Genomic DNA, 22,537 nt, shown 5'->3' on the forward strand with positions numbered 1-22,537 from the left:
TGTGGTCACTGGATAGAGCTCTCAGATATTACATACGCATACTATTGATATTCCTACTAGTATCTATTATCATATGGTCTCTGTTGAGGTTCTTTCAACATGGTTTGAGTCTGCGGGAGAAGTCATACGTGGTCATCTTGTGCGGCCAACAGGTACTGGTCCCTTTCCCGGTATTTGTAAACTTCATGGACTGCCGGGGTCTCCAGATCAAGTATCAGGTATCGCAACAGAATTGGCTCAAGCTGGGTTTGCCATGCTCACCTTTGATTTTCGGGGCTTCAGGTCCAGTGAAGGGATTTTCTCTCTTTCAGGCGAGATTGAGGACGCCCGAAATGCAATAACCCATCTCCTCTCGATTGAAGAGGTCACACAAGGGGGCGTTGCATTGTACGGCGCAAGTTTTGGTGGTGCAATTGCGATATGTACTGCGGCACGAGACCTTCGAGTGGGAGCGGTTGCAGTGAGAGCGCCCGTATTTGATACAGAGTCATTTGCGCTGTCCAATCAGCTGTCTGAGATCTTTGCCTTTGTCGAAGAGATCGCTCCTGATGATATGCATGGCTTAGCCGACTCTACTGCACGTGAGGATATGACTCGCAGACTACTGGCCGATGTAAAAACGTACAATCCGATGGTTGATGTCATAGAGATCGCGTCCCGCCCATTTTTAGTCGTGACTGGTGATGCCGACGAGTTGATTGATCTTGCTGGTGTGCGCCGCCTGTTTGCGCGAGCGGGTGAACCCAAGACTATGCATGTGGTTCATGGTGCCGATCATGTTCTCTCAGAGGCTCAAGCCCGTCGTGAGACCAATGATCTCATTGTTGCTTGGCTGAAACAAAATCATCCTAGTCTCCGTGTGGATAATTAAAAAATAAGATTAAGAGGCCAGTTCAATGCTGGCCTCATAGACTATTCAATCAGATCATCAAGTACTTCGAGAAGCTCCACGACTTTCAGGTCAGAGCCAGCCAATTTCTCTCCGGTCTCTTCTTCTTCCTTCTTGAGTGCCTTGACTGCATCTTGGAAGTTAGTTATGCAGAATGGGCACGATGTCATGAGGATCTCGGCACCAGTTGAGGCAGCCTCCCTAAGTCGCTCCTTAGAAGTAGACAATGCCATGTCCGGATACTGTGACTTGACACCGCCACCAGCTCCACAACAGAAGGAGTCACCCTTGATACGATACATCTCATGTAGATCGAGGCCGGGGATATTGCTGAGCACTACTCGTGGAATGTTGTAGTGTTCCTCCTTTGCCTTCTCCGCCTTGCGGCTGTCCATGAGCCAGTTGTCACTGTTGGCTAGAATCTCTTTCTCAATGGCGATTCCGACATGACGTACGCTATGGCATGGGTCGTGCCACGTGACCTTCTTCGCATATTCCTTCTTGATGTTCAACTTTCCTTCTTGGATCAGGTCGTAGATCAATTCTACTGTATGCCTTACCTTGAATGGTAGTGGCTTACCACTGATTCTAGGATAGTCATTTCTAAAGGTCTTGTAGCAACCTGCACAGCTAAAGACGAGCAGATCAAAGTCCTTGAACATCTCAAGATTTTCTTCCATGACCTGCTTGAAGATCTCTTTCTGACCCGTTCTCAGTAGCGGTGAACCACAGCAGACCTCCTTACTCAGGATCGTAAAATCAATCCCGACCTTTTTCAGGATACTTGCGGTCCGCTGAGCGACATGTTGCTGTCGATATGCTCCAGTACAGCCAACAAAGTATGCGACCTTCTTCCCCGGTTCATCGGGTTTTCCATTATACCACGCAGTTCTCTGATCACGCGGTTCATTGTACGGGTTTCGCATGTCATCTCTTCGGACTCTCTCAGCCAGGGCCTTGTGCTTGCTGAGGGGTTCGATGCCCGCCTCGATAATGGCTGCTCTCAGCTCCTCTGTCACATGAACAGTATCGATATAGTTCGGGCACTGGTTTTCACACATTCCACAAGTTGTACAGGCCTCTACCACTTCCAGCAGTTCTTTACTGGCCTTCATCTCACCGTTCAGAAATGCTCTGGCCATCCATTGTTTGCCTGAGTTGAAATAGCCTTCCCAGCCGTAGTAGATTCCCGCAGGACATCCTTGCAGCATTCCGGTGTATTCTTCGGTTTCGCCCTCACGATCAGGTTCTCCCGAATATGCATACTGGCACGCCCGGCAGTGAATGCAGCGCGAATTGATCTCTCGCAATTCTTCCAAACTTGTCATCTTGATTCATTCCTCCGTTTAATTTTAGGGCTATTAAGAGTTACGAGCTGTAACTTTATTCTCCTCCTACTTACCATCCTTAACGGGACTGGGCAAGTCAGTGACTGACTCCCATGGAATTGCAAGGCGTCCCGGATGCAGAATCAAGTTGGGGTCCAGAACCTTTCTGAACTTGAGTAACATGTTGTAATACTCGGGTGTCCGCGAGAAGGTCTCTGGCGCATGCACAAATGGATCTGGTCTGTAGTTCAACCATCCTTTCTTGAGGAAGGAGCGAGTCGTTTCAAGGTTGAACTCACGGATCTTATCATAGATTCCTGGCTCGGTGGAGTTGAAGCACAGAATGGGCATGACAATTGCCTGTCTTCCATGATCGATACTTGCGACCCACATAGTTGGTGGGAATCCGTACTCTTCCATCTTTGCACAGTACTCTTCCATCATTCTTGCGGATTCAAGCCATGGTGTGTACCATGTGATGAAGAGAAATCCAGCCTGCCACAGCGAATACGATACTGCAATCTTGTTCGGTTTCTTCAGTCGTGATGCGATCTGTTTTGGATGAAGCTTCCATTGCGGGCATTCGGTCTTCGCCTTGACTTCGTATGCCTTGTAGATCTCATCAATACCCTTCTTGGTATCTTCGAGTTCTTCTTCAGTCCACGCCCAGATCTCGTAGTTCATCCAATACTCACTGATTCCGATTTTCTTGTAGAACTCGTAGTCTAAGGGAACGTTGGTCTTGGGCCATCTGGTCATGACAAGGGGCCAGTTGCCACCCTGCACCATGACGGTGTGTTCCGCGATGCCCATCTCATGCTTCGAGACCTCCCATGTGGGTTTGATGATGTCGTCCCAGCTCTTTCCGCCATACGCCACCACCGTCTTGAAGTGTGGATGGGGGATCATCTTGATTGCAGCCTTTGTGATAATACCCATGGATCCTTGGGAGCCGAGGAATAGGCCATCCGGGTTTGGGCCGGGTCCCCATCGATAGTATGGTTTTGCACCATCAAGGGCCCACGAGCCTGTCCTAAAGATCTCTCCTGTTGGAAGAACGACCTCAAGTCCCATGATCATATCTGCCTGTGGTCCATAGACACCAGTCACAAGTGAGAACCCTCGTTCGATAGCATCTCCAAGGACCGTAGCTGCGGGTGGTGCGCCATCTGGTATTGGTGGTGCCCATTCCGGATACTTGGTCTTGAAGATTCGCCATGCGTCCCCGGATTTCAGACCCGGCTCAACAATCATGACTCTGTTCTCTACATCTACTTGGAGTCCATTCATCCGGGTCATGTCCATGTAGATGCCACCCGGCTCGATGGCAGGGAGGGCGAATCCTCCGCTGAGTCCACCGGCTGCGGGGGTCACAGGTATCAGGTTTTCATTGGCAAGAACAAGGATCTCAGAGACCTGATGAGCGTCTTCCGGTCTGACTATTGCCTCGGGTAAGACTGCTTCTAGTCCCATGATGCCTCGTGCCATGTACGAGTGGCGAAGAGGTTCGCTAGTCGTGACGTATTTCTCGCCACATATGGAGACCAGCTTCTTGACCACATCGTCGGTCACGTGATTGTATTTCACAGTCACTCGGTTATCCTCCGTTCATCAGCAGCATATCATCTTCGATATAGTCACGGCCATGGGAATTCCCTCATAAATAGGCATCGCAAGACGGGAACTCGGCCACCGAACTGTTTTATATTCCATTTTCATTGTATATTTTGTTCGCCACCTCCGGTTTCCAACAACAACCTCGGAACAGACGAACGATGACCGCACTAAAACCCTATGACTACAAAATCTATGTGACTGGGCCTTTTCAATCTGGAAAGACTACTCTGGTCCATACGTTAGATCCCCATGCAATATCGGTAGACCGGCCGCTCCCCAAACCATATCGTGGCGAGCCAGGCTCAACCACGACTGGCTTCGATCTTGGTCGAATCATGTGGATTCGGAAGAGCGAAGATGAGGTTGGTCTCATAGTTCCAAAGAAGGACTATCTTGCCGAAACATATGATGGCTTTGTCATCAAGGAGATTGAACTACGTGGAGTACCGGGTCCTCTTCATTTCAAGTTTGTTCGGGACACAATGCGTAGTAACACAGATGTTGTGTTTCTTGTAATCGACTCGTCTGATGTTGACCAGCGTGATGATGCCATTGCCCACTTTCAGGAGGCACATCTCTCTTTTCGAGACCGACCGATCATTGTATTTGCAAACAAGCAGGACCGTGATGACGCTAAAGCACCTGAGGAGGTTGCAGCTTGGCTCGGTGTGGATGCTGTCTATGGATTGACAACTCGTGATGCTGAGAAATGTAGCGCGACCATAGTGCAGATCTTTAGAGAGGTTCTCACATAATCGGATCACTTCTATTAGTAGACTTGGTGTATCTGGCGTCTTTACTTCCGCCACTATCTCCTTATTCATATCAGGAATGAGTAATATCATCGATATGTCATGTGAGAGCTGTGGAACAATTGAGCGCATTGGGAAGCGCGTTTTTGTTGGACGACGCGTGTGTATTGATTGTTGGCGTCTGAAAAAGAATGAACCTGTGATCTCTGATAAAGAGCGCGTACCAACACGATGATTCATACAGTCTTCTTTTATTACTTCGCGCGGATATTATCTGTTGGTGAACACCAGATGACAGGTCCGAGACTTCGTCTACTCGCGTTACTAGCTATGATTACTCTAGTCACGCCAATAGTTTATAGTCCAATGGCCGCCGCCTATACGCCAGGCGACGAAGCGGCAGTCTTCGGTCATACCTTTGCTGAAGAGTATTGGACTAATAGTTCGATTGTGCTCAAGACCTCCGGTGCAAACGCAACGTTTACCGCGTCCTATGTTCATGTCGATGACTTCCAAGCATTCCTTCTTGCCTTCAACAAGATCAATACAAGTGAAGGTAAGCAAATTATCCTCCCCTATCAATTGTTCGGAATGCATTATGTCACTCCCGGTGGCGAGGATGTCTTCATAGGTGCGATCTTTGCGTTTTTGCTTATTCATAACGAGAGTTATGGAAACAACAATCTACCGGATGTCGGTAATGAACATGCATGGTATGTTGTTCCAATGAGCAATGACAATCCATGGCCAGAGTACACGCCTAATGTTGAATCCATTCCGGTTTCAAAGATTAGCGATAATCATTACAGGTTTGGGATGAGATATACAAATCTGACTGCGCGTATCGTTTCTGCGGATTCAACTGGGGCCTTCCTTGCGACTCTGGCTATTCCCTTCCTGAGAGTTTTGATTAGTGAGCTGACCGTTCAATACGATATAATCATTGACGCTGATGGTACAGTTCACGCCGAGACCCTATACACAATTGGTCAGGTGGAGAAGGCGCAAGAGTGGAAACTTTTCCACTTCGTGGATGTCGACCCTCAAGAATTGATTATTCCCAGTATGGAGATATCCGCTGTCCACTATCTATCTGTCTTTACATCCAAGTATAATGTCACCAGTGCATCAACCGGACACACTCTGCAGCCTCCCACGGCTACAAAGCCACTTACTGATAACATCAGTATCAAGGTTGGTGACGACAACGAACGTGCCTTTGATATCGGTCTGGGTCGGAGCTATTCTCTGATCAATCAGACAACTAATCCTTGGACGACTGTATCAGATAATGAGACCGCCTTGAATGCGTTAGTCGCCGCACCCAGTGCAGGATTCGCTCTTGTTGCATGGCAAGCGCCGTTTTCGGGATGGGTCTTTGCGCACATGGCCTATGGTCTATCGGAGCAGGTACGGACTCGCTATCATTCGGTACAAGGACTCATCAATAACTCCACGGCCGAATTTGCTAGTAGCCAGTGGTGGTATGCTGTGTCCTTCCCTGAATGGAATGGTCTGCGCATCTATCAGGATCCAACCTATACGGCTACTACTAATCTGGGCACGACCACGACTTCTACTGGGTTCAAACTAACTGGGACTCAGCTCATCATCATCGGTGTCGTTGTTGTTGTAATTGTGGCTATTGCCGCCAAAAAACGGTGATTCTTAGATTATATGGCAGACTCGTTCTGCCATTTTTTATTTTTATGAGAATCGGACTTTTTTTAGTATTCTGTCACCCGATCCCTTACGGTTAGAATATCTTGGGTTCTTCCCACTCCCCGTAGACCTCTCGCCAGACATCACAGATCTCGCCCACCGAAGCGTACGCCTTGACCGCTTCAACAATGTGGGGCATGACATTCTCGGTCCCTTCTGATGCCTTTCTGAGTCCATCGAGTGCTTCCTGAACTCGTTTGTTATCTCGCTCGCGGCGAATTCGTTGAAGTCGCTCGACCTGTTTCCGCTCGACCTCGGGGTCAATCTTGAGGACCGGAATCGCTATGTCCTCGCCTTCAAGAACGTACTCATTGACTCCTACAATGATCCTGCGTTTTTCTTCGATCTCTTTCTGATACCTGAAGGATGCGTTAGCGATCTCCTTTTGGAAGAATCCCTTTTCAATGGCGGGGATGACACCGCCAAGCGCATCAACCTGATCAAAGTACTTGTATGCCGCTTCTTCCATCTCGTTTGTCAGAGCCTCAACGTAGTATGATCCTGCAAGTGGGTCGATGGTATTAGCAACCCCACTTTCGTGAGCAAGCACCTGTTGGGTCCTCAGCGCTACTCGTACAGCATCCTCAGTAGGCAGACAGAGAGCCTCATCCATGCTGTTTGTGTGAAGTGATTGCGTCCCACCAAGAACAGCGGCGAGTGCTTGATATGCGGTGCGAACGATATTGACCATGGGTTGCTGGGCCGTCAGTGAGCAGCCTGCCGTCTGTGTATGGAATCGCATCCAGAGGGATCGTGGCTTCTTGGCCCCGAATCTCTCTTTCATCTCGCGTGCCCATATCCTTCGTGCTGCCCGGTATTTTGCGATTTCTTCAAAGATGTCATTATGTGCATTAAAGAAGAATGACAGGCGAGGTGCAAAGGCATCAACATCAAGTCCCCTCTTAGTTGCCCACTCCACGTATGTGAGTCCATTCAGTAGAGTAAATGCAAGTTCTTGAACTGCGGTTGAGCCCGCCTCTCGAATGTGATAGCCACTGATGGAGATCGTGTTCCATCGTGGGATGTGTTCGGTCGAATATTCAATGATGTCAGTGATGATCCGAAGTGATGGCTCAGGTGGATAAATCCAGCTCTTTTGTGCCATGTATTCTTTGAGGATATCATTCTGGATCGTCCCGCCGATCTTGTCTGCTGGAACTCCGGTCTTTGCAGCAGCCACCATGTACATCGCAAGAAGGATTGACGCTGGAGCATTAATGGTCATTGATGTTGTGACCTTGTCAAGAGGTATGCCCGCGAATAAGATCTCCATGTCCTTGAGGGTGTCCACAGCAACGCCGAGTTTTCCAACCTCGCCGAATGCAAAGGGATGATCCGAGTCGCGCCCAAAGATGGTGGGCAAGTGAAAGGCAACACTGAGACCCGTCTGACCATTAGCGAGGAGAAATTTGTACCGCGCATTCGACTCTTCAGCAGTGCCCATTCCTGCAAATTGCCTCATCGTCCAGATACGACCCCGATACATTGTGGGTTGTACACCACGAGTGTACGGGTACTGACTTGGAAATCCGAGATCTCTTAGGTAATCAAAATCCGGGATGTCTAATGGTGTGTATATTCGTCGTACAGGTGTGCTCGACGTAGAGATGAATTCCTCCCTTCGCTCAGGATGACGCTCGATATGTTTGGCCAAGGTGGTGTTTTCCCATCCTTCTTTGGCCTCTCGGATCTTACGCAGCTCTTCTGCATATACAGGGTCGGTATCTGCCTTCTTGTCCATTGAGGGCATCTCCTCTTCTTGGAATTATTCTCTAAAATACGGGTTATTAAGTATTCCATTTATAATAGTAATAGTTTGAATCATTTCGGTTTAGTTATTATGAGCGATGAAACTTGTCCGAAACACTAATGTTATTCGCATAACTTAAATTAAGTGAACTGTAATGGAATTGGAGTCAAACGTCGAATTAACTGGCCAATCACGTATGATTCGGATTAAGAATTTTGGTCCTATAAAAAAAGCAGAGATTGAACTCACTCCTTTTACTATTTTTATTGGGCCAAATAAAGCCGGAAAATCTTATGCTGCGACATTGATAAATTCCCTCGTGAATCTGTTTAATTATGGTCTTCTTACCTCATTTATCGTGTCCCCTCGGGCAGTTGACGATGAACATGTAGACTCCTCTCATATTTCGAACGATCTGATAAATTGGGTCTTGATGTTTTATGAAACCGTTTATGGTACTTCTGTTGATAAAAATGCGGTACGCAGAGAGATAGCGCTATTATTAGATTATTTGGAAGAAAATATAACGAATTTACTTGTCCGTGGATTTGCCTGTGATCTGGATGATTTAATTAGACATGGCTCAGAAACCATGCAAGTGGAGATCGAAAGCAACAACTTGAAATTGGATATTCTGTTTACGAGCGTTCCAAAGGCATCACCCCGTACAAGAGTTTCTGTAGCTGTGACGGATGTCCCCTCTTTTGATCGTGATGAAATTATTAAAGCAAAATCATCTGGTGATCTAGATGATATTCTTCAGCTCAATGAGGGCTTGGTAAATCTCTTGGCCAAAAATTATATGCTTCGCGATAACCAAGGACCTCCCTCAGTCGATTTCATTCGGATGATTGTTTTTATTCGGAATGCATTGGCTATTCTTTTTCATTCCGCCTTTGGAGATATTGCCTATTATCTTCCGGCAGCAAGGGGCGGGTCGTTACAAACGTATCGTTCTCTGACACGTACTATTTATGGGGATTTGCCTCTTTCTTTTGTAAAACGTTCACATCCACGAGAACCAACACTTACGGGATCACTAGCAGATTTATTTGCAAATCTGGTTGATATGCCTGATAAGATGGGTCCTCTTGCAGAAATTGTAGGTAAATTCGAGGATGATATTCTGAAAGGCCATATAGAATCGGTTCAAGATGGCTATGGTGCTACTCGGCTTGAATTTATTGAAGGCGCTTATCATATGGGTCTTCATAGAGTTTCTTCTGCGATTTCAGAGCTTGCCCCATTGTTTCTCTATTTGAAGTACTATGTCATACCTGATTCTCTTCTCATAATCGAAGAACCAGAGTCTCATCTACACCCTCACAATCAGATGAAAATCGCATTCTTGCTCGCTCGTCTTTTGAGTGAGAACGTTAATGTTCTTATTACGACCCATAGCGAGTATATCCTAAATGCAATTGATCTCTGTGTTATGGCATCTTCTCTCCCTGATGACGAGTTGGAAAAACTCTCACTTGATACATCGGTTCTGATTGACAGAGATGAGCTGGCAATCTTTTTGTTCGAATTTGATGATGATGGATTTGTGATTACGAAACCATTGGCGATTACAGAAGATGGAATCCCCGATGAGGAGTTTTCAAAAGTACACAGTGTATTATATGATAAATTATTACTAATTGACGCGGCACTAGCAAGACAACGGCATGACGAGGAATAATGAATGACTCTCTTGCCGCAGATACGTTCCTGCTACAATAATGCATGCATTAAAAATCGTTGTGAAGAAAATCAAACGTGACTTGAAATCTCATCGACTAATCAAAACGGCTCGCAACCTTATCTCATCATTGATGGAGATTGTGTTGACACAAATCACAAAAGTTGTGACTGTATTATTTACTTTGAGAGTAATTTGAACTTTTATGTTGCATGTGTTGAGTTAAAGTCTAGACGATTTAGAGCATCGGAAATTATTGAAAAATTCGAAAATAGTATTCAGTTAGTTGAAACGATGACGAAACCTCTTCTCACTCTTCGAGACATTCCTCTTTTATTTGTAGTTCTTCACAAGTCGGGTGTGAAACGAGAGATTCAAGAACTACGTAGACGTTATGTGCATTTTCAAAGTCGAAGATACGGGATAGTTCTCAAACGATCAGGTACAAATCTTTCAGATATGCTGAAATTTGCGTCATTTGGCAAATGAACCAGCCTCATCAGAATTCAAACCCTCTTCGTGCAAGAAGCTTCTTCGTCTCATAGTAATGTTTGACCTCGGTCATCTCGGTGACCAGATCAGCAGCCTCAAGTATCTCCTGCCGCGCATATCGTCCGGTCATTATGAGTTCGACATCTGGAGGTCGCATCTTGATAAGGTCAAGTTGGTCTTCAAGAGATATGAGACCCCACTCCACTGCAACGTTGATCTCGTCAAGGATCAACATATCGCACTTGTGTTCCTGTAAGGCCTCTTGCGCCATCTTGAGGCCATCCTGCGCCATCTGAATGTCGACGGGGTCAGGGTTCTCTTTACTCACAAAGGACTGGCGTCCTACAGGGATTATGGTGAAGTTGGGAATGAGGTCCGTCGTCCTGAATTCACCGTAGTTCACATCAGTTCCTCCGCTCCGTTCTGCGACCTTTGCTTTCATGAAGCAGATCATGAGCACTTCCAGTCCGTGTCCTGCTGCTCGAAGCCCTGCCCCAAGCGCGCAGGTGGTCTTGCCCTTTCCGTTGCCAGTATAGATCTGTACCTGTCCTTCAATCTCTGGTCTGGTGGGACTCACTTATCCGTTCCTCCAATCAATGCTGTGATCTCTGCGACTCTTCCACCGAGAAGTCTGCTTCCTTTGATTGCGAGTGTATCTTTTTTCGAAGATCTCCATGTTCCCTCATCCGTCTGCATACTTCCCTGACCCGCGATACCGTCTGTGATGGGATTACCTAGTCCCCCCACGACGATCATTCCTTGGGTGAGGGCGTACCTGTTGAGATAGTCTGCAACGACTTCTTGGCCACCATATCGCAGTCCTGCAAATGTGACTGCTCCGAACACCTTGTTTCTCAGCTGATGATCCAGCATCTTCATTGGTCGAGACCTATCGATGAAGTCTTTCAAGATCCCCGGTACCGTTGTGAAATACGAGGGAGCTCCTATGATGATCGCATCAGCCTGTCGAACTATGTCTTCTAGTTTATTCATATCGTCTCTGGCACTCTCAGGGCAGGGTTTCTTTTTGAGGCAGACATCACAGCCCGTGCATCTTCGGATTTCATAGTCTGCCAGATTCACAAGCATGGTCTTGCAATCGATTCCCAAGCTCTCCATTTTTTCCGAGGCCCCCTCAAGAGCCTGTTCCAACAGAAATCTGGTGTTCGAACGTTCTTTCTTTGGTGACCCATTAATCCCAACAATCAGCATAACAGTTACCTCGAACAGTATGTCCACTGTCGTTCAAGGTCTTCATCTACTTTTCTCTTTCTGCTCGCCTCTACGAAAAAGTCGCTTCAAGAAGTTGGGCGAGGTCTCCAACGGCCTGAACTGCTGCGAGTTTGCTTCCTTCTCGGTACGGTGCAGCCACAGCCGTCAGTGTTCGGACTCGGATGGCATGGACATTATACCCCTTCACATTAATGGTCGTGGGAACAAGATCGATGGACGATTTAACAGAATCGTGGAGGATCTCAGCCCGAATTGTTTTGATATGGTCCTCGGGGACATTTCCCCCAATCATATTTCCTAAGGCGTCAAAGACACCTGCATAGGCTACAGAATATTTCGTGAGAATATTATCGACATTGATCTCTACCTTTTCTATGACCTTCTCCGCCGGAATGGAGAGATCCAACAGCACATAGTTGTCAATGGCTTTACTGAACCCTTCTATGTCCGCGGGGTTTCCTGGCCAAGTCGAAAAGGTTCCACTGAACTGTTCTACTATATGTCTTCCAAGTGACAGTGCACGTCTCTTCAGCCAGTCCACTCTCTCATCAGGAGTGCCCTCTAGAGCAACTACAAATGTATCAAAGAAGCAGTAGACCCAGATACTGTTGGGTTGTGATAACACATATGGACTGGCTGGTGCAACGCTTTTGCTAGAGTCCAAGAGAATAACACAGGCACGGATGGATGGCGGTAAAACAATATCATCTTCAGGTTTCTCCCCTATATACTTTCGGCCATAGATCGGCTCACCATTGCGTCTAATGATAAACGCCCGCCTTATCATGGGACTCCCTGCTTACTTAGAGTACGTATGATGCATCATAAGTCTATTCTGTAGGGACTATTTCTCTCTACAACGAGTTTTTATGAATGCACTGTGTTCATATGTTGGTGCAGCTCGTGCCAAAGAAAAAATCAGAGACCCTAAAACGGACGCGGTACGACATCTATGCTGAGATTCTCCGAGTGATCTATATCTATGGAGAATGCCCCTTGACAAGAGCCGCCCGGTCAACAAATATGCCAGTGGATCGTGCTAAGGTGATCATCAATCATCTTCTAGAGCGTGGGCTTCTCGAGGAAGATGAGGAGGATGGGCGTCGACTCTACAAGGTGACCGTTCAGGGTCATCAATACTTGGAACTCTACAAGAGAATCGCCACACTGGTCGGTGTACCTATTCCCGATCCAATTGTTGGAATGTGAGACCGATAGTCACAATTTGTGACCCTCATATGTGACGCCACCTTATATTCCCAAGTTCCTTTTCTTTTCTTGTAAATACATTGGAGCACATTCACAATGAAGTTTGAGAAACAGAATACAGTTGAACTCGGAACTGTGGATGAGGACGTAGAAATCGTTGATTGCAGTTCCCTCATTCCTTCCGAGGGCGACACCATCACAATATCTGGGCGCCTCAAGATCAAGGGCGACCTTGACATCAGGGGTTCCCTTCGAGTTCATTCCATCGAGGCCAAGGGCAACATCACTATTGAGGGTAACCTTATCTCGGATGATGGGGTTGTCATCAAGAAGAACGATTTGGAGGTCGAGGGGTCTGTGAAGGCTCGGACTATAGATGTGGACAAGCAGCTCTTGATTCATGGTGATATTGACTGTGATGCTGTAAAAGGAGGCGGCTCGGTCAAGGTCACGGGGAATGCGCGGGCCACAAAAATAAGTGGCGGCGGTTCTGTTGTCATTAAGGGCGATGTCACATCTGAGAGAGTGGCCGCAGGTGGTGCTATTCGACTTCATGGTAATGCGGATATTGAAGAGCTGGCCGTGGGCGGCAGTGCAAAGGTAATACGTGGCAAGATCGAATCGGTCTCTGTTGGAGGCTCGTTCTCCGCGCAGGATGCAATTATAATTGAGCGGCTCTCTGTAGGTGGGAGTGCCTCAGTAGGATCGAATTCCGAGATTGAGCGTGTTAGTGTTGGAGGTTCATTCGAGGTAAAGGGGCAGCTCGAGTTTGGCCGAATCGATGTTGGGGGAACTGTCAAATTAGAAGGTGATGCTAAAGGCGACGAGATCTCTGTTGGCGGGGCAATCTCTGTGGACGGTAATCTCGCACTCGATCGCCTTGAGGTTGGGGGGCGCGTCACAGTATCCGGGAACATTCATTGTGATGACCATTTACAGGTTGGTGGTACTCTGACTTGTGAAGGTGACGTGATTGCCGAGGATCTGATCATTGGCGGTTCAATTGAGGCGAAGTATATCAAGGCCGAACGATTTAGAATTGGGCGAAAAGGTGAGGTCATAGGTCCCGTCGAGGCCGAAGACATTCTCATCCGCGAGAAATCCCGTGTCGATCTTCTCTATGGGTCTCGAATTCGTGTTGAAGAGAAGAGCCGTGTGCGAGCAATCTATGGTGATGATGTAGTCATTGAACGTGATGTAAAAGTCCGTGACAAGGTCGTCTACACCAACACTCTTGATATGGAAGACGATGTTGAACTCCGAAATCCCCCCGAGAAGGTCGATACACTCCCATCAATTGATGATCTCATTAACAGAGACCCTCTGGGATTTCAATGATGTTGTAAGAGGAGAATTCTTCTTCCACAATCTGGAGAGTATGGTCGTCTGTCAAAGGCACCATACTCTTCGATGACTTGTAGTCCGGCCATCTTGATGAGGAGATTCGCCTCCCGGTTAAAGATGATCGCGGCATTAGTTTCACACTCGATGGTTTTGGTACTTCCATCTTTTAATCTGACAGAGTATGTCAATTGCAGCCTCAATAGATGACTGACATAATCGCAGTCGATTATACCACGTTTTGTAACAATTCTTCCATCAGTCATCTGGACTGGCCCATTCTCAAACTCGGCATGTTCTGGCATGGCTCCCCCTGGAAAGAGATCGAGAACGAATATTCCGTCTTTCGTAAGATGTTTCCGTACGCTCTTGAGCAGCGATATCTGTTCCTCGGTGGTCATGGCATGGCCAAATGATGCAGGTATGATTATTGTTGAAAATTGCATACCGATGTCAAAGTCAATCATGTTTCCCTCTACAATTTTGATTTGTGACTGCTGCTCCTCGTCAAGTTTGGCACGTTTGCCTCTCATGATTTCTCGCATGGCTGGTGAGATCTCAAGTGCTGTAACGGTATGACCTGCTTGCGCCAGTGCTATTGCAATTCTCCCCGTTCCAGCCGCCAGATCAAGAACAGGGCCCCCGTATTCATCTGCAATAGTTCGATAAAATGCTATATCATCATTTTCTGCAAAGAGGTCGTAGTATTCGGCTATCGCATCATAACCTTGATAATAATTCATGCGCTTGACTCTTACCATGTTCATTTCGTCCATATGAGGAAGTCTTGCTCCTGCCTATGTTAAGGCAGAGGATGGTAGGACTGAGAGCGTCCTACTCTTCCTCTTCACTCTTTTCGTTTTTTGTTAGGGGTATGAATGATTTCTCTGTTGACATTCTGTTGACTATGGCCCCCATTCGATCAAGTTCGGGCCACTCGCTAAGCGGCATCAGAATATTTATTATTTCATTGCTCATGTGGACACCTCCTGTATGATTAAGTTCCAATATTGGCCATTCCCTAACTGCGAAGAGTTGACGAGATGTGATAAAAAGTTGTTTTATGCGAACTATATCTTGCAACTTTATTCTTATAAAATTTATGCAGTTTCGTTCAAGTCTGATGCATTATATATTATTTCCAATCTTTTGCAACTAGATTTGATTGAGACTTCAGTTTCACCAAGGAAATGGTTGTAGAGTTTCTGTCGAAGGATTATTCAAATCCATGGTCTACCTCAATAACTAAGATACTAGAGGGCGTGCCCATCGCTTTGCATTGTTTCTCATATACTTTCAATGGCTCGTTAACTCCCTCTACTTTGGCAATTACCTCAAAGTAGGGAATAATGCTTGAGTTAAAATAGCATCTCGGAGAATCGGCTTGCCCCTCGTACTCGTCACCGAAAACCGCTGAGGGATTTTCAAGTTTGATTCTGAAGAGGTCTTTGCACATCTCTAATATCTTCATTTTTCCCCGATCCGGACAAAGCGATTATAGTTGCAAGTGCAGGGATTTTGTGTTCAAATGGTAAATCCTTGAACGCGCTCAATGTTCGCTCCGTAGGTTCGGTCTTTTCCGAAGTAGTATCAAACAAAGCATAGGTGCCGTCAACACCGATAATCTTCTCGGTCTCCATCATAACATCGCGCATCCACGATGCTGACAGTAAAAGATATCCGGTTTCTCCGAGGTAGATTTCTCTATTTCTGTATTATAGCCTTGAAATGAACTCCTTAAATTGTTCTACAGGCACTCAATTCACTAACAACATATTCATTTTCAATAATTTGATTGATGCGGATGGTCACATAATGGTGTTATTAGTTTAGATTCGCTATTGAAAATCTGAACAAATATGTTGATATCTGATCGTGGGCCGTTATTTTGAGAATGCAGTTGCTTACAATTTTCAAGCAAAAGTTCAGGGAATATACTAAATATTCGAGGATTGGTATAGTAATATGAAATACCGTTTCTATATGAATTCAAGTTTGGTTCTGTAGATACAAGATTAGTTTTAAATGAACCATTCCATATTAATGCATACAATCCCCCTAGGTTGTGTATCTTCGATGGCCGAACATGATGTATGCCCATATTGCGGAGCACCTATTGAGGATGTTCCATTCGGAAGTCCAGATGAGTCTGTAATGATCACGTGTTCCCATTGCGGGGGTCGCTTCGAATACATTGCTGGTTTTGGGGTCTTCAAACCCGAAGGAACTGTCACTTCCGAGGGGGCCGGAGCACCGATCCGTCCAGAATTTTCTAGACTGCGAGAGTTAACATCCCGACCTGTTGCCAAAATCGGCGAAAAGAGGCGAGGCAGTACTTGCTGTAAGTGTGCGATTGTGTTTTGTATGTGCTGGTTTCTTCTCGTGTTGGTTGTTGCATTTATCACGATTATACGAGTGTTCTAAGTATTCTATTACCTGCACCTATGATGACATGTCTTCACAGTCATCGAAACTCGGCAGCACTGGCCCTTTTCTGTAACTGGTCATGGCGCGTCAAAGATAAAAGGTAGGCTGCGATATTGGCTGGAAAGAGTATGTCCATGCAGGACGAGGTGCACTAAGTGACCGAAACTGAGGTCCATGATAAAATAATAACTCTTGAAGAAGCGGCCAAACTCATTCCTGACGGATCAGGGCTCTTTTGGGGTGGTTTTGGTTATCAACGGGCGCCCATTGCATTTGCCCATGAGCTGGTTCGCCAAAAGAAACGCAATCTGACGATATATACCTGTGGGTCCGAAGTTGACATTGAGATAATGGTCGGTGCTCATGTTGCCAAACGGCTGGAAGTCGCATTTGTAGCAATCGAAGCTCTTGGGTTGGCTAATAATCTACGCCGACGAGTGGCATCTGGTGAGGTTGAGATGGAGGACTATTCCAACCTTGCAATGGCCATGCGTTTTCTTGGAGGCGCGCTAAATGTACCGTTCATGCCGTTACGGAGTCTCATGGGAACGGATCTTGTCACAAAGGTTCGGTATCGTGGTGATCAGAAGTTAAAGGTGATTGAAGATCCCTTTGGTGGTGGTAAGGTTTGTCTGGTGCCATCCGTCCAACCCGATTTTAGTATCGTTCATGTCCAACGAGTGGATGCCGAAGGCAATGCCCAGATTGATGGGATTGTTGGAGAGGACATCGAAGGTTCACGCTGCGGGAAGAAACTGATTGTGCTTGCCGAAGAGGTCATCGGTTCCGAAGAGATACGTCACGCTCCTGATCGGACGCACATCCCTGCTATGTACGTTGATCACATTGTTGTGCTTCCTTTTGCGGCGCATCCGATGCAGTGTCACAATTACTATGACTATGACCTTGAGCATCTGATGATGTTTCATAAACTGACCAAGACCGAAGAGGGCTGGGAAGAGTATCTCAACGGGTACATTCTTAGTGTTGATGATCATTATGGGTATTTGAACATGGTCGGTTGGGAACGGCTCCACAGTCTGAGAGCCCGGAGACCGTGGGGTTATTGAGGAGGTGTTAAGGTATGGTTAAATATACAAAGATTGAATTCTTAGCGGCATGTGCATCACGTCACGTTCATGATGGAGAGAATGTCTTTGGTGGGACTGGGCTTCCACTCCTTGCGGCTCTTCTTGCAAAGGAGACCCATGCACCTAACGCGAACCTGATCTCCGAGGCGGGCTTCATTGATGCCCGGCCAAAGAATGTTCCTCTCTCAGTTGCAGACTCGCGCTATTATTTCGGCTGCTCTGCGGCTATAGGTCTCATTGAGACCCTTGGCTTTATTCTACAGGCTGGCCGAATTGATGTGGGGTTCTTGGGTGCAGCCCAGATTGATGAGTACGGGAATCTAAACACGAGCTACATCGGCAGCTTTGAGAAGCCAAAGGTCCGACTGCCCGGAAGTGGTGGCGGCAACGATATTGCTTCTTCGGCCAAGCGCCTGATCATCATGATGACTCATGACAAGCGCAAGTTTGTGAAAAAGCTCGACTACATGACCAGCCCCGGGCACCTCGAAGGTCCAGGTTATCGTGAGAAATGGGGCCTCATTGGCGGGGGTCCACAGGTGGTGATCACAGACATGTGTCAGATGGACTTTGATCCCGAGACCCTGAAGATCCGTCTAATGTCAGTTCATCCCGGCTATACGGTCGAAGACATCTTGGAGAACGTCATGTTTGATCTCATAGTCCCAGACAAAGTGCCTGTGACGCCAGAACCGACAGAAGAGCAGATCACGATCATGCACAAGCTTGACCCGCACGGTGTCTATCTTGGAAAAGGCGAGTAGACTGGAGCTTAGATCTTCGTGACCTCTTCCTCCTCCTCCTCATCCTCTCCCCTCCTGAGCTACGATGCCGTCATCTTTGATCTCGACGGTACGCTTGTGGACACCAAACAATTTCCAATTGTTGCCAGCAAGTACATGTTTCAGAAACTCGGGCTGACCTCTGAAGTCATGTTCCAGCAATACCTTCAGGCTCTCGTAGCAGCATATTTCCAACAGATCGATGAAGTCGTGGGTGGAGCGCCCTACAAGACTCCTTACCATATCATACGTTCTGCCGTTGCCAGTGGTCTTCGCGTCATTGGTCTTGAGGTTGCTGATGACCTCTTGGACGCTGTTGCTGATGAGTTCTCCCGACTTCATCTCGAGTTGCCTGTGTTGTTCCCGGGAACCCTCAATCTATTGACCACTCTCAAGGCACACGGGATCAAGATGGGCGTGATCACCAACTCCTTTGAGGGTCATCCGGAGATCATCCTTCGCCGACTAGGGGTCCATGAGTTCTTTACGGTCATGGTCGATGGAGGTGATGTTCATACTTACAAACCCGACCCCAGACCGTTTGAGTATGCCCTTGAGATACTGGAGGTTGACAAGTCGTCCGCGCTCATGGTCGGTGATGAATACTATGCTGATATTGTTGGTGCCTACAATGCAAAAATTGCATCTGTCTGGATCAATATGCACAATGACCCGTTGGACAGGTTTCTGGACCAATATGGAAAAGATACGGCACCGAAAGTAATTGTCAACTCAATTTCTGGTCTTCTGGCCGATTTGACGTAGAAAACTGCCCCTGACTAGTACAAAGAATCTTAATTAGTAACAAATATGAAACATGATACTGGCTCAGAATTACAGGAGACTCTGTTATGAGTGGAAACGATGAGGCTGCCAAGCTTGCCCGAGCACGTACTGACCTAGTTGATATGATCCGTGCATCACCTGACGATATTGAACCCCTGCTTGAGATTATTGAGGGTGAGTTGAAGGGGATCAAGGAAGGAACGACATCTGATAATATTTCTGAGGCGGTCTCCAAAGTTGCTGAGGTTTCCGGTGCTGATGCCGACTCTGTATGCAATGTTCTCTACTGGCTGACAGAGTCCGGCCCTGATGCGCGACAGACGATCATAGTTCATACCATCGAGTCGTTGCTGAAAGACTCGTATACTCGCCATATCGCACTAGCAGTTCTGACTCGTGTCTCTTCTCAAGACAATATTGACATCATGATGAAGTATGTCGATCGAGGTGTCCTGACATTGAGCCAGGCGATCTTCGTTCTGCTCTATCCCGATTCAGCTCAACTCTTTGACGAATGAACTGGTTGCTCTCGCTGAGTGGACTTCTGTCGTTAATTCTGTTCACGAAGTTTCCTATGCCATTTTTTGAAATCTTATTTCATTAATACGGGCACTTGTTCCTATCGTTCTCTCCCCATTATGGCATCAATCTTCAGTGATTGGTCCGTTGTCGTAAGTTTCAGTGTCGCAAACAATTGCCTAATAGACCGATTTTTTCCATGCATCGCTCGTTTTAGCGGATACCTATATATGAGGGATTTTTTTCGGGCTGCTTAGGAGTGGTTCATTTGAAGGTATATACTTCGTTTGCATGTGGATTTCTGATTGCTTTTTTTGCGGTCATTCTAGCTACGGCCGTTCATCCTGCTCAGAGTCCAGCTTTTCTAAATACTGTGACTATGAACAACACTGAATTCTCTCACGATATCAGGCTCTCTCCAAGGTATGCTTCAGCCTATACCACGCATACTTCCATTACTATTTCTTCGAATGCGGATTTTGCAACACAGGCCTGGCCCGGTAATGGTACTGCGAGTGATCCGTATGTGATTGAGGATCTAAACATCACAACCTCTGGTACCTGCATTAGCATCAAAAATACAGATGCCTATTTTATGATTCGAGATTGTCTACTCACTGGTGGTATTAGTGGAACTGGAGTCCGGTTTAATAATGTGTCCAACGGAGAGATCACTGGTTGTCGAATCCATGGCAACTATGATGGTGTCTATTTCTACACCACGACCAATAGTAGTATTGTAAATTGTACGATTACTTCGAATAAGAACTATGGTGTGTGTGGTATTTATACAACGAATAGCAGTATGAGAAACAACACGATCACCTTGAACAATGGGCATGGAATGCTTTTCTATGGCTCGTCGAATTGTAGTATCGAATGCAGCACTATTACTTCGAACGGGGAGGATGGTGCACTTCTCTTTAATACAAATCACTTTAGTATTGTGAACAGCACGATCACTTCGAACCGTGTAGGTGGTATAACGTTTTATTTCTCCTCTAATAACACACTCACCCATAATATATTTTTCAATAATGGTCTCTATATTTCAGGCACTTCTGTGACCTACTGGCATCACTATATCAGTCCTGACAATACTGTGAACGGAAAGACCTTGGGTTACTTCTGGAATCAGACTGGTGCCACTGTAGATGGGCGTCAGTATGGGCAGGTGATTCTGGCCAACTGTACAGGAATGCGAGTGGAGAATGGTTGGTTCTATAATGTAACAGTGGGAATCGAACTAGGCTTTTCTTCAGACTCAATAGTACGGAACGTTACGATAACGTCGAACCAGCAAAATGGCGTGTACTTTCAATATGCGACGAATAGTAGTATTATGAACGCCACGATCACCTCGAACCAGCAAAATGGCGTGTACTTTCAATACGCGATGAATAGTAGTGTCGTGAATGCCACGATTACCTCGAACCGGCAAAACGGGATTTATTTCGAGTCCACAACGAACAGTAGTATAACTGGCAGCACGTTATCTTCGAACCAGCAGAATGGTATTGGACTTTGGTTCACCGCGAATAATAGTATCACGAACAATTCGATTATTCAAAACTCGGTTGGTGTTATTATTGATCGTAATTCAACAGGCAACTCTCTTTGGCTCAATAGTTTTGTATTGAATCAAAATGCCAACGCCCAAGATAATGGTACTGCCAATCACTGGAACGCTACAAACGTAGGGAACTATTGGTCTGATTATAGCGGAACTGGTGTCTACTATGTTTCCGGAAGTGCTGGTGCCATCGATTACCATCCCTCGGGCTGGAGTGATAGTGCGCCTCCCTCGATAGACCACCCTGCTGATCTTCAGTATAATGAGGGCACAACTGGTAATTCCATCACGTGGCACCCAAGTGACAAGTATCCCTTAAGCTACAACGTCTACCGGAATGGGACACTTGTAGGATCTGGGAATTGGAATGGCAGTTCCATCACAGTAAACGTGGATGGTCTGAGTATAGGGCGATACAACTACACGCTTGTCGTTTTCGACGCAGCAGGAAACAAGAATGATGATACTGTCTTCGTCACAGTTGTGGATGGTACCCCGCCGGTCATCGATCATCCTACAGATGTGACCTATGCTGAAGGAACAACGGCTCACTCGATCACGTGGAACTCAAGTGATGCCCATCCTCTAAGGTATGAGATCTATAGGAATGGTACGCTCATCTTTTCAGGAGGCTGGACTGGTGGCACGCTCATGGTGAATGTTGATGGCCTGAGTATGGGCGTATACAACTACACAGTGGTCGTCTATGATGTGGGTGGGAACTTTGCCCGTGATATCGTCTTCGTCACAGTTGAAGATGGAACTTCACCGACCATTGATCATCCCTCAGATGTAGGCTATGTCGAAGGAACGGTTGGTCACTCAATCACGTGGAGTCCGAGTGATGCCCATCCCTCACGCTATGAGGTCTACCGGAATGGTACCCTTGTAGGATTCGGAACTTGGGACTGCAGTTCCATCACCGTGAACGTGACCGGATTGGATGTGGGTGTGTACAACTTCACCGTAGTAGTCTATGATGCTGCTGGAAACCAGAACAGCGACACAGTCTTTGTTACGGTACTTGCCCATAGTTCTACTACAACTACCACGACCACCACGACCACAACCACATCCGGTACAACTACGCCTACTCCGGGTGATCAGGGTGGACTAAGTATAGTGGTTATCATTGCTATTGCAGGCATCGGTGCTGTTGTGATCGTCATTGTAATTTTCCTGATGCGCAAGCGTACATAATGGTCTTACATCAGTATCAGTCTAGAAGGTGGTCTTGAGATCCAAAACTGCCTCTAGACCCGCTTTTTTCTTTATATCACATTGTTTCATAAGATTGAGCACTTGTACTGTCTTTTTGAGAGTCACTGGGATTTGTAACAAG

Annotated in this window: 21 protein-coding genes; 12 read left to right on the forward strand and 9 right to left on the reverse strand. The window is 46.6% G+C overall.

The window, feature by feature from the left end; all coding sequences use genetic code 11:
* Positions 1-73 precede the first annotated feature (73 nt).
* Positions 74-871, forward strand: coding sequence for an alpha/beta fold hydrolase (locus tag K9W43_05660; protein MCF2136713.1), 798 nt, complete (start codon positions 74-76; stop codon positions 869-871).
* 41 nt (positions 872-912) lie between these two features.
* On the opposite strand, the gene K9W43_05665 is transcribed toward K9W43_05660, so the two are convergent.
* Both K9W43_05665 and K9W43_05670 read right to left on the reverse strand, forming a co-directional pair.
* The gene (locus tag K9W43_05665; protein MCF2136714.1) at positions 913-2,217 is read right to left on the reverse strand and encodes a (Fe-S)-binding protein; all 1,305 of its coding nucleotides are present in this window, start codon (positions 2,215-2,217) and stop codon (positions 913-915) included.
* Between the two features lie 66 nt (positions 2,218-2,283).
* Positions 2,284-3,810 (reverse strand): FAD-binding oxidoreductase, encoded by a 1,527-nt coding sequence (locus K9W43_05670; protein ID MCF2136715.1) that lies wholly within the window; start codon positions 3,808-3,810, stop codon positions 2,284-2,286.
* A gap of 182 nt (positions 3,811-3,992) precedes the next feature.
* On the opposite strand from K9W43_05670, the gene K9W43_05675 reads away from it, so the two are divergent.
* Both K9W43_05675 and K9W43_05680 read left to right on the forward strand, forming a co-directional pair.
* The gene (locus K9W43_05675) at positions 3,993-4,589 is read left to right on the forward strand and encodes a hypothetical protein (GenBank protein MCF2136716.1); all 597 of its coding nucleotides are present in this window, start codon (positions 3,993-3,995) and stop codon (positions 4,587-4,589) included.
* Between the two features lie 288 nt (positions 4,590-4,877).
* The gene (locus K9W43_05680; GenBank protein MCF2136717.1) at positions 4,878-6,251 is read left to right on the forward strand and encodes a hypothetical protein; all 1,374 of its coding nucleotides are present in this window, start codon (positions 4,878-4,880) and stop codon (positions 6,249-6,251) included.
* A 91-nt stretch (positions 6,252-6,342) separates the two neighbouring features.
* On the opposite strand, the gene K9W43_05685 is transcribed toward K9W43_05680, so the two are convergent.
* On the reverse strand, positions 6,343-8,049 hold the full coding sequence (locus tag K9W43_05685) for a methylmalonyl-CoA mutase family protein (protein ID MCF2136718.1): 1,707 nt from the start codon (positions 8,047-8,049) through the stop codon (positions 6,343-6,345).
* A gap of 163 nt (positions 8,050-8,212) precedes the next feature.
* Between K9W43_05685 and K9W43_05690 the strand changes: the two genes are divergently transcribed.
* Positions 8,213-9,742, forward strand: a complete 1,530-nt coding sequence (locus tag K9W43_05690) for an AAA family ATPase (GenBank protein ID MCF2136719.1) — start codon at positions 8,213-8,215, stop codon at positions 9,740-9,742.
* A gap of 499 nt (positions 9,743-10,241) precedes the next feature.
* On the opposite strand, the gene K9W43_05695 is transcribed toward K9W43_05690, so the two are convergent.
* The 3 genes from K9W43_05695 to K9W43_05705 form a co-directional block, all read right to left on the reverse strand.
* A complete protein-coding gene (locus tag K9W43_05695; GenBank protein ID MCF2136720.1) occupies positions 10,242-10,811 on the reverse strand; it encodes a cob(I)yrinic acid a,c-diamide adenosyltransferase in 570 nt (189 codons plus the stop codon).
* A complete protein-coding gene (locus K9W43_05700) occupies positions 10,808-11,446 on the reverse strand; it encodes a flavodoxin family protein (protein MCF2136721.1) in 639 nt (212 codons plus the stop codon). Before K9W43_05700 ends, K9W43_05695 begins: the two co-directional genes overlap by 4 nt.
* Positions 11,447-11,516: 70 nt before the next feature.
* Entirely contained in the window at positions 11,517-12,254 is a 738-nt protein-coding gene (locus K9W43_05705; protein MCF2136722.1) for a hypothetical protein, read from the reverse strand.
* 116 nt (positions 12,255-12,370) lie between these two features.
* On the opposite strand from K9W43_05705, the gene K9W43_05710 reads away from it, so the two are divergent.
* Together K9W43_05710 and K9W43_05715 are read left to right on the forward strand one after the other, a co-directional pair.
* A complete protein-coding gene (locus tag K9W43_05710; protein ID MCF2136723.1) occupies positions 12,371-12,676 on the forward strand; it encodes a hypothetical protein in 306 nt (101 codons plus the stop codon).
* 96 nt (positions 12,677-12,772) lie between these two features.
* Entirely contained in the window at positions 12,773-14,014 is a 1,242-nt protein-coding gene (locus K9W43_05715; GenBank protein ID MCF2136724.1) for a polymer-forming cytoskeletal protein, read from the forward strand.
* On the opposite strand, the gene K9W43_05720 is transcribed toward K9W43_05715, so the two are convergent.
* The 3 genes from K9W43_05720 to K9W43_05730 all read right to left on the reverse strand — a co-directional run bounded on the left by K9W43_05720 (position 14,008) and on the right by K9W43_05730 (position 15,672).
* Positions 14,008-14,778, reverse strand: coding sequence for a class I SAM-dependent methyltransferase (locus tag K9W43_05720; protein ID MCF2136725.1), 771 nt, complete (start codon positions 14,776-14,778; stop codon positions 14,008-14,010). The two genes, K9W43_05715 and K9W43_05720, sit on opposite strands and share 7 nt — an antisense overlap.
* Positions 14,779-14,851: 73 nt before the next feature.
* Positions 14,852-14,995 carry a hypothetical protein gene (locus tag K9W43_05725; protein ID MCF2136726.1) on the reverse strand — a complete coding sequence of 48 codons (144 nt, stop codon included), beginning with the start codon at positions 14,993-14,995 and terminating at the stop codon, positions 14,852-14,854.
* Positions 14,996-15,441: 446 nt separating this feature from the next.
* Positions 15,442-15,672, reverse strand: a complete 231-nt coding sequence (locus K9W43_05730) for a hypothetical protein (GenBank protein MCF2136727.1) — start codon at positions 15,670-15,672, stop codon at positions 15,442-15,444.
* 421 nt (positions 15,673-16,093) lie between these two features.
* Between K9W43_05730 and K9W43_05735 the strand changes: the two genes are divergently transcribed.
* From K9W43_05735 to K9W43_05760, 6 genes are all read left to right on the forward strand, one after another.
* Entirely contained in the window at positions 16,094-16,441 is a 348-nt protein-coding gene (locus K9W43_05735) for a hypothetical protein (protein ID MCF2136728.1), read from the forward strand.
* A gap of 158 nt (positions 16,442-16,599) precedes the next feature.
* A complete protein-coding gene (locus tag K9W43_05740; GenBank protein ID MCF2136729.1) occupies positions 16,600-17,514 on the forward strand; it encodes a hypothetical protein in 915 nt (304 codons plus the stop codon).
* Between the two features lie 14 nt (positions 17,515-17,528).
* Positions 17,529-18,299, forward strand: coding sequence for a hypothetical protein (locus K9W43_05745; GenBank protein ID MCF2136730.1), 771 nt, complete (start codon positions 17,529-17,531; stop codon positions 18,297-18,299).
* An 18-nt stretch (positions 18,300-18,317) separates the two neighbouring features.
* Positions 18,318-19,082 carry an HAD family hydrolase gene (locus tag K9W43_05750; protein ID MCF2136731.1) on the forward strand — a complete coding sequence of 255 codons (765 nt, stop codon included), beginning with the start codon at positions 18,318-18,320 and terminating at the stop codon, positions 19,080-19,082.
* 86 nt (positions 19,083-19,168) lie between these two features.
* The gene (locus K9W43_05755; GenBank protein ID MCF2136732.1) at positions 19,169-19,621 is read left to right on the forward strand and encodes a hypothetical protein; all 453 of its coding nucleotides are present in this window, start codon (positions 19,169-19,171) and stop codon (positions 19,619-19,621) included.
* Between the two features lie 269 nt (positions 19,622-19,890).
* Positions 19,891-22,395, forward strand: a complete 2,505-nt coding sequence (locus tag K9W43_05760; GenBank protein MCF2136733.1) for a right-handed parallel beta-helix repeat-containing protein — start codon at positions 19,891-19,893, stop codon at positions 22,393-22,395.
* Positions 22,396-22,537 lie beyond the last annotated feature (142 nt).

It is taken from the genome of Candidatus Thorarchaeota archaeon, from assembly GCA_021498125.1.
Taxonomy (GTDB): domain Archaea; phylum Asgardarchaeota; class Thorarchaeia; order Thorarchaeales; family Thorarchaeaceae; genus B65-G9.